This window comes from Jiella pacifica, assembly GCF_010500815.1.
GTDB lineage: Bacteria > Pseudomonadota > Alphaproteobacteria > Rhizobiales > Rhizobiaceae > Jiella > Jiella pacifica.
The window spans coordinates 155,577-167,970 of the sequence record NZ_JAAAMG010000001.1 but is presented as its reverse complement, the minus strand read 5'-3'; the positions used below and the strand labels follow the sequence as shown (position 1 = coordinate 167,970).

The window sequence follows — 12,394 nt, the reverse complement described above, 5'->3', positions numbered from 1 at the left end:
AAGACTTGCGAATTCCGCGCCGCCGACCGTGAGGGCCGAGCGACGCCAACCGGAGACGTGAAACCCCTCATGGGCGCCTACATCCTCCGCCGATTGCTGTTGATGATCCCGACGATCCTCGGGATCATGGCGATCTCCTTCGTCGTCGTTCAATTCGCGCCGGGGGGCCCCATCGAGCAGGTGGTGGCGAGCCTGCGCGGCGAGGCCGGCGGGGCCGCCGACCGGGTCTCCGGCGGGGGGTCGGACTTCGGCTCCTCCTCCAGCAACCAGGATTCCGGCTATCGCGGCGCGCAGGGGCTCGATCCGGCCTTCATCAAAAGGCTGGAGCAGCAGTTCGGCTTCGACAAGCCGCCGCTCGAACGCTTCGGCCTGATGATCTGGAACTACGCCCGCTTCGACTTCGGCGAGAGCTATTTCCGTTCGATCGGCGTGTGGGACCTGATCCTGGAAAAGATGCCGGTGTCGATCTCGCTCGGCCTGTGGATCACCCTGATTTCCTACCTGATCTCGATCCCGCTCGGCATCCGCAAAGCCCTGAAGGACGGCTCGTCCTTCGACGTCTGGACCTCCGGCATCGTCATCGTCGCCTATGCGATCCCCGGCTTCATCTTCGCCGTCCTCCTGATGGTGCTCTTCGCCGGCGGGTCTTTCCTCGACTGGTTCCCCTTGCGCGGACTTCTGTCGGACGGCGTCAGCGGCGCCTGGTGCGCCCCCTGGTCGGCGAAGTTCGCCCCGTCCGACTGCGTGACCCAGACCATTCCGGACTATTTCTGGCACCTGACCTTGCCGCTGATCGCGCTGTCGCTGTCGGCCTTCGCGACGACCACGCTGCTCACCAAGAACTCCTTCCTCGACGAGATCGGCAAGCAATACGTCACCACCGCCCGGGCCAAGGGATTGACGGAGAGCCGCGTCCTTTATGGCCACGTCTTCCGCAACGCCATGCTGATCATCATCGCCGGCTTTCCCAGCGCCTTCATCTCCGCCTTCTTCACCGGCTCGCTGCTCATCGAGACGATCTTCTCCCTCGACGGGCTCGGCTATCTCGGCTTCGATTCGATCTACAAGCGCGACTATCCCGTGGTCTTCGCCACCCTCTACATCTTTTCGCTGATCGGCCTGATCACCACGCTGATCTCGGACCTGACCTACACATGGGTCGATCCCCGGATCGACTTCGAAAAGCGGGAGGTCTGAGATGGACGACGCTCTGCGCGATCGCCTGAAACAGGAGCACGAGGGCCGCGAACTTCCCGAGGAACGGGCCGCGGACATTGCCCGCGAGCAGACGAGCGGCATCGCCCAACTCGCGCCGGCAGGCGAACTCGTCAAGCGGCCGCGCTTGTCGCCGATCAACCGGCGCCGCTGGCGGAACTTCAAGGCGAACAGGCGCGGCTACTGGTCGCTCTGGATCTTCGGGTTCCTCTTCATCGTCACGCTGTTCGCCGAATTCGTCGCCAACGACCGGCCGCTTCTGGTCGAGTACAAGGGCGAATTCTACTACCCCGTCTTCGTCGACTATCCCGAAGAGGTCTTCGGCGGTTTCCTGCCGGTGACGGATTACCGCGACCCGGTGAACATCGAAGAAATCAACGCCAATGGCTGGATGATCTGGCCGCCGATCCGCTATTCCTACGATACCAAGAACCTCGAGCCGCCGACGCCCGCCCCCTCGGCGCCCTTCTGGACTCTGTCACAGGAGGAACGGTGCGCGGGCTACGCCCAAGGCGTCGACGATCCCGGCTGTACCATCGGCAACATGAACTGGCTGGGCACGGACGATCAGGTCCGCGACGTCCTCGCCCGGGTGATCTACGGTTTCCGCATCTCGGTGCTCTTCGGCCTGGCGCTCACCATCGGCTCGGCCTTCATCGGCGTCGCGGCCGGCGCCGTCCAGGGCTATTTCGGCGGCTGGGTGGACCTGATCTTCCAGCGCTTCATCGAGATCTGGTCGTCGATCCCGGTTCTCTATCTGCTCTTGATCATCGCCGCCGTCCTGCCGCCCGGCTTCTGGGTACTGCTCGGCATCATGATGCTGTTCTCCTGGGTGGCCTTCGTCGGCGTCGTCCGGGCAGAGTTCCTGCGCGCGCGCAATTTCGAATACGTCAACGCGGCGCGGGCGCTCGGCGTCGGCAACTTCACCATCATGTTCCGCCACCTCCTGCCCAACGCCATGGTGGCGACGCTGACCTTCCTGCCGTTCATCCTGTCGGGCTCGATCACCACCTTGACGGCGCTCGACTTCCTCGGGCTCGGTCTGCCGCCGGGATCGCCCTCGCTCGGCGAACTGCTGGCCCAGGGCAAGAACAACCTGCAGGCGCCCTGGCTCGGATTTTCAGGCTTCCTCGTCCTTGCCCTGATGCTATCCTTGCTCGTCTTCATCGGCGAGGCGGTTCGCGACGCTTTCGATCCGCGCAAGAGCTTCGGGTGAGGCGAGGAGGTGACGATGGGTGAGATCGGCCGGATCACGAAGACGGTCAGCGTCGACGAGCTGCCGGAGGACATCCGCTCGAAGTTCGTCTCGGGTACGCCGGTGAGCGTGACGTTCGAGGGGGAAATGAACCCATCGGCGACACGGCACGAGGCAGAAGGAGCTCCGCCGTTCTCACCCGAAGAAATCGAGCGGCGAAAGGAAGCCATCCGAAAGCTCTGGGGGGTCGGAGCGGATCTTGGAACGACGACGGAAGAAGCCGTCGCGAGAATCCGGGCACTCCGGGACGAGTGGGATTGATATTGCCGCTCGTCTACGTCGGAAGCGGGGTGCGACGTCCTCTTGTCCAACGATCTGCGGCTGCGGTGTCCGGAAGGGCTGGCCCGCCTATCCATCGAAGAGGCGGAGAAAGAACTCCTGTGATCCACTTCCATTTCTCTGCGCCGGCCACTCGGAGTTTGCGATTTGTCTGAGCTGAACCCTGAGCCGCGGCTCGTCTCGACGAGCCCCCTCCTCTCCGTCGAGAACCTCTCCGTCGCCTTCAGCCAGGGCGGCAAGACGACGCTCGCTGTCGACGAGGTCTCCTTCTCGATCGCCAAGGGCGAGACGCTGGCCCTCGTCGGCGAGTCCGGGTCCGGCAAGTCGGTCTCTGCCCTGTCGATCTTGAAACTCCTGCCCTATCCGGCGGCGAGCCATCCCAGCGGCGCTGTCTATTTCGACGGCGAGAACCTCATCGACGACGACGAGCGCGATCTTCGCAAGGTGCGCGGCAATCGCATCTCGATGATCTTCCAGGAGCCGATGTCCTCGCTGAACCCGCTGCACACGGTCGAGAAGCAGGTCGGCGAGGTCTTGAAGCTGCATCGCGGGTTCGGCGACAAGGCGGCGCGCGAGCGTACGCTGGAGCTGCTCTCGAAGGTCGGCATCCGCAATGCCGAGGAGCGCCTCGGCGCCTATCCGCACCAGCTGTCCGGTGGCCAGCGCCAGCGCGTGATGATCGCCATGGCACTCGCCAACGATCCGGACCTCCTGATCGCCGACGAGCCGACCACCGCCCTCGACGTGACGGTGCAGGCACAGATCCTGGAGCTCTTGAAGGCGCTGCAGGCCGAACGCGGCATGGCGATGCTGTTCATCACCCACGACCTCGGCATCGTGCGGCGCATCGCCGATCGGGTCTGCGTGATGTATCGCGGCAAGATCGTCGAAGAGGGGGCGACCCGGACGATCTTCGACACGCCCCGGCACGGCTATACGAAACATCTGCTGGCTGCCGAGCCGAAGGGCCACCCGCCCGCCGCCAACGTCAACGCGCCGGTCGTCATGGAAGCCGAGGACGTCAAGGTCTGGTTCCCGATCCGCACGGGGCTGCTGCGCCGCGTCACCGGCCACGTCAAGGCCGTGGACGGCATCGACCTCACCATCCGCGCCGGTCAGACCGTCGGCGTCGTCGGCGAATCGGGTTCCGGCAAGACGACACTCGGCCTCGCCCTTTCGCGGATGATCTCCTCCACCGGCGAGATCCGCTTCGACGGCGAGCGCATCGACGACCGGTCCTTCGGCTCGATGCGCCCGCTGCGCCGGCAGATGCAGATCGTCTTCCAGGACCCCTACGGCTCGCTCTCGCCGCGCATGTCTGTCGCCGACATCGTCGCCGAGGGCCTGTCGATCCACGAACGCGGCCTGTCGGCGGAGGAGCGGGACCGCCGCGTCGTCGACGTCCTGCGCGAGGTCGGGCTCGACGCGGCCGCCCGCTTCCGCTTCCCGCACGAATTTTCCGGCGGCCAGCGTCAGCGCATCGCCATCGCCCGGGCGATGATCCTCAAGCCCCGCTTCGTCATGCTGGACGAACCGACCTCGGCCCTCGACATGAGCGTCCAGGCGCAGGTGGTAGACCTCCTGCGCGACCTGCAGAAGCGCCACGACCTCGCCTATCTGTTCATCTCCCACGATCTGAAGGTCGTGAGGGCCCTGGCTAACGAGGTGATCGTCATGCGAAACGGCAAGGTGGTGGAGCGCGGGCCGGCGGTGGAGATCTTCGATCGTCCGCGCACCGACTACACCAAGGCATTGATGGCAGCCGCCTTTGACATCAAGGCGGCGCCGACGGGAGTCGTTTCCGAATGAGCGGACATTACCGCGACCAGTTGACCGATCAGCCGCTCGCTTTCGAGGTGCTGCGGGAGGAGCTGATCCATCGCGGCTTCCGCGACTTCAAGCAGCTGACGATCGAACATGATCCCCTCGACGGCGGCGCCCGGATCGGACCGATGGAGCGGGAATATCTCGCGACCGGTCCCGTCGCCGTGATCGTGCCCTACGACCCTGCCCGTGACGCCATCGTCGTCATCCGGCAGTTCCGCCTCGCCGCCGCTCTCGACACCCCCAACGCCGCGGCGGTGGAACTTCCCGCCGGCATGGTCGATCCGGGCGAGAACATCGCCGAGGCCGCGGCGCGGGAACTTCAGGAAGAGACCGGCCTTGCGCCGCTCGCCATCGAGCGCTGCTTCTCGATGCTGCCATCCCCCGGCCTCACCGACGAGCACGCCCACATCTTCCTGGCGATCGTCGACGCCGGCGAACTCGAAACGAGCGCCGGCAAGGACGACGAGCACGAGGACATCCGCCCCATCCTCGCGCCGGTCGAGGATCTGATCGCGGCGGTCGACGACGGCCGCATCGAAAACGGCTATCTCATCGCCTGCACCCACTGGTTCGCCCGCAAGGGCAGGGCCCGGGCCCAGGCCCTCCAGGGAACGCTCTTCGACAGCGAAGGTGACGCATGACCATTCTTCTTTCCGTCACCGGCTTCGATCCCTCCCGCTGGTGGCAGGCCCTGCACGATGCCGCGCCCGAGCAAAAGATCGTCGTCGACGCCGCCGAGGCCGGTAACGAGCCGATCGACTATGCCGTCGTCTGGAAGCAGCCGCCGGGGCTGTTGGCGACGCTTCCCGGCCTGAAGGCGATCTTTTCCCTCGGTGCCGGCGTCGATCACATTCTCGCCGATCGCGAACTTCCCGATGTGCCGATCGTCAGGATCGTCGCCGACGACCTGAAGGAGCGGATGAGCGAATTCGTCGTCTGGCGGGTGCTCGATCATTTCCGCCGCGGCCGGGCCTATCGCCAGCAGCAGGCCCAGAAGATCTGGCACGAGCGCATGCAGCCGGCGGCCCGCGAAATCACCGTCGGCATCATGGGCCTCGGCGTTCTCGGGCTCGACGCGGCGGCGAAGCTGAAGGTCCTCGGCTTTGAAGTCGCCGGCTGGAGCCGCAGCGAGAAGACCGCTCCGGATGTCCGGACCTTCGCCGGCGACGCGGGCCTCGGCCCCTTTCTCGCCGCCAGCGACATTCTCGTCGTCCTCCTGCCGCTGACCGCGGGGACCCGCGGCATCATCGACGCGACGCTACTGTCGCGCATGAAGCGCGAGACGCCGCTCGGCGGCCCGGTGCTGATCAATGCCGGCCGCGGCGGTCTGCAGGACGAGACGGCGATCCTGGCCGCGCTCGACGAGGACCGATTGATGGAGGCTTCGCTGGACGTCTTTACCGTCGAGCCCTTGCCGGCGGAGTCGCGATTGTGGAGCCATCCGAAGGTCTTCGTCACGCCCCATGCTGCGGCGCTGTCCGACCCGGATTCGCTGGCGCCGATCATCATGCGGCAGATCGCGGCCCATGAGCGCGGCGAGCCTCTCGAAAATGTCGTCGACCGGCGGGCCGGATACTGAGATCGCAAGGCGTTTGCCAAAATGGCCATCGTCTCCCGGCAGGCGAACCTTTCCCGGCCCGTCTTCGTTAAGGCGACGAAACGGACTCAACGCCAGGAGGACAGCATGGCCGAACGCGACACGACCAAACAGCGGCACGATCAGCCTGGAGAATCCGCCCGCGAAAAACAGACCGAGGCGGAAAAGGTCGAGCATGAAGAGGAAGAGCTCGATGAAGCTCTGGATGAGACCTTTCCGGCATCGGATCCCGTCTCACCCTCCAGGATCGATGGGCCGAACAACTGATCCACACCGAGGACCATCTTTCTGCCGTCCATCTGGGCCAGGCTTGGCGGCGCCGCGCCTCCGCTTCGCAGGAGCGGCGCGGTATGTCTTGCTTGGCCAGTTCTCTCAGTCGTCTCGGTTTGCCGTCTTCGTCGCCATCCGCTCGGCCAGCGCCGCCAACTCTCCCCGCAGTTGGCCGAGGTCATCCGGCGCAAGGCCCGTCTGGCATTCGACCACCTGCTGGACGTCATAGACGGCCGATTCCAGCGTCGCGCCTTCGGGCGTCAGGGTGATGTGGATCACCCGCCTGTCGGTGCGGTCACGCTGCCGCGCGATCAGGCCGTGCTCTTCGAGGCGATCGAGAAGCGGACTGATGGCATTGGCCGACAGTTGCAGTCGCTGCGCAATCTCTCTCGATGTCGAATTCCCCTCCTGCCAAAGCACCAGCATGACCAGATATTGCGGGTAGGTCAGCTCCAGTTGCGCAAGTAGCGGCCTGTAGGCTCGGGTGACCGCGTTGGTCGCAGCATAGAGAGCGAAGCAGAGCTGCTCGTCGAGACGCAACTTTTTTTCATCGATCATCGAAATCGTCCTTGCATGGCGGGCAGCGATGCTTCCACCATGAGCTACTTGGCCACCACCAGTCTGGCCAGCCGCGCGAATGAGAGCGGCTTCTTCAAAGTGACCATGAAGCGCATCCGCGTGGTAAAAGCAAAGAGCCCCGGTGCGTTTCCGCAGCCGGGGCTCAACTTATCGTCGGTCAGCCGATGTGTCAGGCAGCCTTGCGGCTCTTGTCGAAGCGCTTGCGCTCGTTGGAGTCGAGATAGAGCTTGCGCAGCCGGATGGTCTTCGGCGTCACCTCGACGAGTTCGTCATCCTGGATCCAGGAGAGTGCGCGGTCGAGGGTCATGCGAATCGGCGGGGTCAGCTTGATCGCCTCGTCCTTGCCCGACGCACGCATGTTGGTCAGCTTCTTGCCTTTGAGAACATTGACCTCGAGATCGTTCTCACGGGTGTGGATGCCGACGATCATGCCGGCATAGACCTTGACGCCGCTTTCGATCACCATCGGGCCGCGATCTTCCAGATGGAACATCGCGAAGGCTACGCTCTCGCCCGCGTCGGTGGAGATCAGGACGCCGGTGTTACGACCGGCGAGCTCGCCCTTGTAAGGCTGGTAGGAGTGAAACAGCCGGTTCATGATGGCCGTGCCACGAGTGTCGGTGAGAAGCTCCGACTGATAGCCGATGAGGCCGCGAGTCGGTGCGAGGAAGACCAGACGCTGGCGGTCGCCACCCGAGGGGCGCAGCTCCTTCATCTCGGCCTTGCGCTCGGACATCTTTTGGACGACGACGCCGGCATGCTCCTCGTCGACGTCGATGACGACCTCTTCGATCGGCTCCAACTTCTCGCCGTTCTCGCCTTCCTGCATGACGACGCGCGGACGCGAGATGCCGAGTTCGAAGCCTTCGCGGCGCATGGTCTCGATAAGCACCGCGAGCTGCAGTTCGCCGCGGCCGGAGACGTAGAACGAATCCTTGTCGGCCGCTTCCTCGATCTTCAGCGCGACGTTGCCCTCGGCCTCCTTGAGCAGCCGGTCGCGGATGACGCGGCTCGTCACCTTGTCGCCTTCGGTGCCGGCAAGCGGCGAATCGTTGACGATGAAGGACATCGTCACCGTCGGCGGATCGATCGGCTGGGCGTGCAGCGGCTCGGAGACAGCAGGGTCGCAGAAGGTGTCGGCGACGGTGCCCTTCTGCAGACCGGCGATGGCGACGATGTCGCCCGCCTCGGCGTATTCCAGCGGCACGCGCTCGAGACCCCGAAACGCGAGAATCTTGGAGATCCGGCCGGTTTCCAGCTGCTTGCCGTCATTGTTGAGCACTTTGACAGCCTGGTTCGGCTTGATCGAGCCGGCCTGGATGCGCCCGGTGATCAACCGGCCGAGGAAGGGGTTGGCCTCTAGGATCGTGCCGATCATCTTGAACGGCTCATCCTTGCCGGCGGTGTCCGGCTCCGGCACGTGCTTGAGGATCAGGTCGAACAGCGGCTCAAGACCCTTGTCCTGCGGGCCTTCCGGCTGCTCGGCCATCCAGCCGCCACGGCCCGAGCCGTAGAGGACCGGGAAGTCGAGCTGTTCCTCGGTCGCGTCGAGGGCAACGAACAGGTCGAAGATCTCGTTCAGCACTTCCTGGTGGCGCTCGTCGTGGCGGTCGATCTTGTTGATCGCGACGATCGGCTTCAGACCGACCTTCAGCGCCTTGCCGAGGACGAACTTGGTCTGTGGCATCGGGCCTTCCGACGCATCGACCAGGATGACGGCGCCGTCGACCATGTTGAGGATGCGCTCCACCTCGCCGCCGAAATCGGCGTGGCCGGGCGTATCGACGATGTTGATGCGGGTGTCCTTCCACTCGACCGACGTCGCCTTGGCGAGGATGGTGATCCCGCGCTCTTTTTCGAGGTCGTTGGAATCCATCGCCCGCTCTTCCTGGCGCTGGTTGTCGCGGAAGGTGCCGGACTGGGCAAGGAGCTTGTCGACGAGGGTGGTCTTGCCGTGGTCGACATGCGCGATGATCGCGATGTTGCGAAGCTTCATAAAGATATCCGGTTCAAGTCGCGCCGAGAGCCCCGCCGGCAGGCAGGGCGCTGGGTTTGCGGCGATCTAGTTGTGGCGATCGGGGCTCGCGTGAGCCAATACACGATTTTTTGCAACTGCGAAAGCCGCAGACAACAGCTTCTTGCCACATGTCGCACGGTCGCTGTGTCGTGTGCCTCACCATTCGCAATTGCGGAGGTTTTGCGGCCAGTGAACATTATTTCTTCTTCATTTGCGACAGACTAGGCCTGCGAATAGCGTCTGCCTCGAAGCCGGGAAGCGCCGGCGGCGTTCTGTTCGAACGCCGTGACACGACGCGACCTGACGGCTTCGCATTCGCCGGTTTCGTTGCGGGCATCCCGCTCGCCGGCTCATTTACGAGGATGCGCGAGATGCGTAGTCTCACCCTTCCACTCACCCTTGCCGCCTGCCTGATTGCCAGCGCCCCCGCCTTCGCGGCGTCGTCGTCGAGCATGTCGAACGACACGACGTCGAAGGGCACCGTGTCCGCCGGCACGATGTCCTCTGGCTCGGCGGCAAAACACCTCGCCAGCAACAAGACCTCCAGCCACGTGACGACCGGCAAGATCAAGTCGATCGACACGGCGACCAACATGCTGACGCTCACCAACGGCAAGAAATTCACCCTGCCGAGCGAGATGACGACGTCATCTCTGAAGTCCGGCGAGCGCGTCAAGGTCAGCTATCGGACGAGCGGCAAATCGATGGAAGCCACGTCGGTGGTCGCCGCGAAGTAGCCTTCGCACGACGCGTCGCCGTCACGCAGCCGCGGCAATCAGAGACCGGGACCAGGCATCCCCGAGGCCTTCGTTCGTTTCCGAGCTTTCAGGCCCAAGACGGCGCCGCAGGCCTTTCCACACCGCCATCGCTGGCGGGATCCCCCTCTCCCGCCAGCGCAAAAAAGACCGGAGGCAGCACCTCCGGTCTTTCCGTGTTCCCTACAAGGCCTCAGCCACCGGCCGCGGCCGCGGTTTTCCCTTTACCCGTTGCGGACCGGCTGCAGCGTGGTCTTCCACAGCTCGTTGTCGTCCGTGTCCATGAGGCGGACGGTCAGTTCCTCGCTGGCGCCGTCGATGTCGACGATGCCGAAGAACTGCAGGCCGGCCGAGGGCGCGAGATTGACCTGCCCGGCTTCGGGCGCCTTCACGTATTTGACCTCCGGGCCGAAGGTCATGTCGAGGTCGTTCGGTCCGAAGGTACCGGCATGGATCGGGCCGGAGACGAACTCCCAGAACGGCTCGAAATCCTGGAACGCGGCGCGCTCCGGCGAATAGTGGTGAGCGGCGGTGTAGTGGACGTCGGCCGTCAGCCAGACCGTGTTGGCGATGCCGGCCGACTTGATGAAGCGCAGCAGATCGGCGAACTCCAGTTCGCGGCCCTTCGGCGTGCCCTTGTCGCCATTGGCGACGGCTTCCCACTTCTCGCCGTCCGGCACCAGGAGGCCGATCGGCATGTCGGAGGCGATCACCTTCCAGGTGGCGTTCGAATTGGCGAGTTCCCGCTTCAGCCAGGCGATCTGCTCCGGACCCATCATCTGCGCGGCCGGCGACATCTCGCTCTCGAGGTTGGCGCCATTCGGACCCCGATAGCTTCTGAGGTCGAGGAAGAAGACGTCGAGCATCGGCCCGTAGGCGATCTTGCGGTAGATCCGGCCGGGCTCGCTCGGCACGTAGCGGATCGGCGTCATCTCGTGGAACGCGCGGGCGGCGCGGGCCGCGAGGACATGGATGTTCTTCTCGCTGTAGCGATCGTCGGCGGACAGGTCCTTGGAGGCCGACCAGTTGTTCAGGACCTCGTGGTCGTCCCACTGGAAGAAGGTCGGCACGCTGGCGTTCAGCTCGCGGACGTTCTTGTCCAGCATGTTGTATTTCCACTGGCCGCGATATTCGTCGAGCGTCTCGGCGACCTTGGTCTTCTCGGGGATGACGAGGTTCTTCCAGAGCGTGCCGTCCGGCAGCTCGACGCTCTCCTTCAGCGGGCCATCGGCATAGATCGTGTCGCCCGAATGCAGGAAGAAGTCCGGCTGGTGCTTCGCCATGGTGCCATAGGCCCTCATGCCGCCACGGTCCTCGTCGATGCCCCAGCCCTGGCCGACGGTGTCGCCCGACCACACGAATTTGACCGAGCGGCGCGAAGCGGGCGCGGTGCGGAAACGGCCGACGATCGGATCGGAGACGCCGTTTGCGTCGGCAAGATCGGTCGCGATGGCCCGCCAGAAGATCTCCTGGTCCGACGGCAAGTCCTCGATCAGCCGCTTGACGGTGAAGTCGGAGGCCGGCGAGGTGGTCAGCGCGTGCAGCTTCCGGGCGTTCTGGAAGCTCTCGGTCGTCGCCCACTCGAAGTCGATCCGGGCGGGACGGTCGACCCGCGTCCAGACCATGCCCGAGGAAGCGTCGACGTCGCCCGTCTGGACGCCGTGGGTAAATTGCGGCCGCGCCGCGGCGCGGCTGATGCGGGGCATGGCAAAGGAGGAGCCGGCTGCGAGCGCGGCGACGCCGCTCTGTGCCAGAAAGCGGCGTCGGGTGAGGGAAAGCGCCATTTTTGAACCTTTCGAATCCGGATTGGACCGGACGCACATTCGAAAGATTCCATGTCAGCGGCTTCTCGCCGGCGTGACACTTTCGCGACGGCCGGAACTGCCGACCGGTCCGGCGTTGCGGCGCCCCTTCGACGCCAGCGGGCCAGTCGTTGTCGCTGCCCAAGACTGCGGCTGCGCAGCTGAGGCCACCTTACTGGCAGTTGCCGCGAACCGGCACTTCTTCCTTCTTGTCTCCCCAGAAGACGGTCATCGTGCCGGTGTATTGGAGCTGATCGTTCAGCTTCGCCTTGCCGGTCAGAACGAGGCCGACGGAAATGCGCGGCTCGCCGGTCGCGCGCCAATTGGTGACGACGGAGTTTTCCTTGCCGGCCGAGGTCTTGCCCTTTTCGAGCTCGCGCACGAGACCGTTCGCCATGACGTAGCCGCGCTCGAGCGGTTGTCCCTCGCCGTTCGAATCCGCCACCATGGTCACGAAGACGAACCGTCCATAGCCGGCGTCGGCACCGTGACCCGGGCCGCCCGGCTCGCCGGGCAGCTTCTCGGCAGGCTTGGCGCCGTCGCTCCGCACGAAGGTGCAGCGGCTGACGATCGGCGCCCAATCGAGCTCGCCGAGCTTCAGCGCGCGCGGTGTCAGGCCTGAGGACGGGTCCTGGCTCTGGCCGGGCTTCGGCGCGGCGAAGGGCGATGTCTCGAGGTCGATGCCGCCGGGCTGCGGCGCCTGAGCGCCGGCCGTCGCACCGGCGGCGATCACCAAGATCACGGCCGAAGTCCACCGAAGCGCTTGCGTCATCGTCATTTTGGATGCCTTCCCACAAT

At 64.9% G+C, this 12,394-nt stretch carries 12 protein-coding genes; 8 read left to right on the top strand and 4 right to left on the bottom strand.

Annotated features, from left to right (window positions below; genetic code table 11):
• The first annotated feature begins 69 nt into the window (after positions 1–69).
• The 7 genes from GTK09_RS00765 to GTK09_RS00735 all read left to right on the top strand — a co-directional run bounded on the left by GTK09_RS00765 (position 70) and on the right by GTK09_RS00735 (position 6,440).
• Entirely contained in the window at positions 70–1,197 is a 1,128-nt protein-coding gene (locus GTK09_RS00765) for a microcin C ABC transporter permease YejB (RefSeq protein WP_163460581.1), read from the top strand.
• A 1-nt stretch (position 1,198) separates the two neighbouring features.
• Positions 1,199–2,431 (top strand): ABC transporter permease, encoded by a 1,233-nt coding sequence (locus GTK09_RS00760; RefSeq protein WP_163460580.1) that lies wholly within the window; start codon positions 1,199–1,201, stop codon positions 2,429–2,431.
• Between the two features lie 15 nt (positions 2,432–2,446).
• Complete coding sequence (locus GTK09_RS00755) at positions 2,447–2,731, top strand: hypothetical protein (protein WP_163460579.1); 285 nt, start codon at positions 2,447–2,449, stop codon at positions 2,729–2,731.
• 165 nt (positions 2,732–2,896) lie between these two features.
• Positions 2,897–4,558 carry an ABC transporter ATP-binding protein gene (locus tag GTK09_RS00750; RefSeq protein WP_163460578.1) on the top strand — a complete coding sequence of 554 codons (1,662 nt, stop codon included), beginning with the start codon at positions 2,897–2,899 and terminating at the stop codon, positions 4,556–4,558.
• Positions 4,555–5,217 carry an NUDIX domain-containing protein gene (locus tag GTK09_RS00745; protein WP_163460577.1) on the top strand — a complete coding sequence of 221 codons (663 nt, stop codon included), beginning with the start codon at positions 4,555–4,557 and terminating at the stop codon, positions 5,215–5,217. Before GTK09_RS00750 ends, GTK09_RS00745 begins: the two co-directional genes overlap by 4 nt.
• Positions 5,214–6,155, top strand: coding sequence for a 2-hydroxyacid dehydrogenase (locus GTK09_RS00740; protein WP_163460576.1), 942 nt, complete (start codon positions 5,214–5,216; stop codon positions 6,153–6,155). The genes GTK09_RS00745 and GTK09_RS00740 overlap by 4 nt, the downstream gene beginning before the upstream one ends.
• Before the next feature lie 21 nt (positions 6,156–6,176).
• On the top strand, positions 6,177–6,440 hold the full coding sequence (locus tag GTK09_RS00735) for a hypothetical protein (RefSeq protein ID WP_246217624.1): 264 nt from the start codon (positions 6,177–6,179) through the stop codon (positions 6,438–6,440).
• Positions 6,441–6,545: 105 nt separating this feature from the next.
• Here the strand turns inward: GTK09_RS00735 and GTK09_RS00730 are convergent, their stop codons facing one another.
• A complete protein-coding gene (locus tag GTK09_RS00730) occupies positions 6,546–7,001 on the bottom strand; it encodes a MarR family winged helix-turn-helix transcriptional regulator (RefSeq protein WP_163460575.1) in 456 nt (151 codons plus the stop codon).
• 190 nt (positions 7,002–7,191) lie between these two features.
• A complete protein-coding gene (typA, locus tag GTK09_RS00725) occupies positions 7,192–9,018 on the bottom strand; it encodes a translational GTPase TypA (RefSeq protein WP_163460574.1) in 1,827 nt (608 codons plus the stop codon).
• A gap of 392 nt (positions 9,019–9,410) precedes the next feature.
• On the opposite strand from typA, the gene GTK09_RS00720 reads away from it, so the two are divergent.
• Positions 9,411–9,776, top strand: a complete 366-nt coding sequence (locus GTK09_RS00720; protein ID WP_163460573.1) for a DUF1344 domain-containing protein — start codon at positions 9,411–9,413, stop codon at positions 9,774–9,776.
• A gap of 242 nt (positions 9,777–10,018) precedes the next feature.
• Here the strand turns inward: GTK09_RS00720 and GTK09_RS00715 are convergent, their stop codons facing one another.
• Both GTK09_RS00715 and GTK09_RS00710 read right to left on the bottom strand, forming a co-directional pair.
• Complete coding sequence (locus tag GTK09_RS00715; RefSeq protein ID WP_163460572.1) at positions 10,019–11,578, bottom strand: alkaline phosphatase D family protein; 1,560 nt, start codon at positions 11,576–11,578, stop codon at positions 10,019–10,021.
• 190 nt (positions 11,579–11,768) lie between these two features.
• Positions 11,769–12,374 carry a hypothetical protein gene (locus GTK09_RS00710; protein ID WP_163460571.1) on the bottom strand — a complete coding sequence of 202 codons (606 nt, stop codon included), beginning with the start codon at positions 12,372–12,374 and terminating at the stop codon, positions 11,769–11,771.
• Positions 12,375–12,394: the final 20 nt, after the last annotated feature.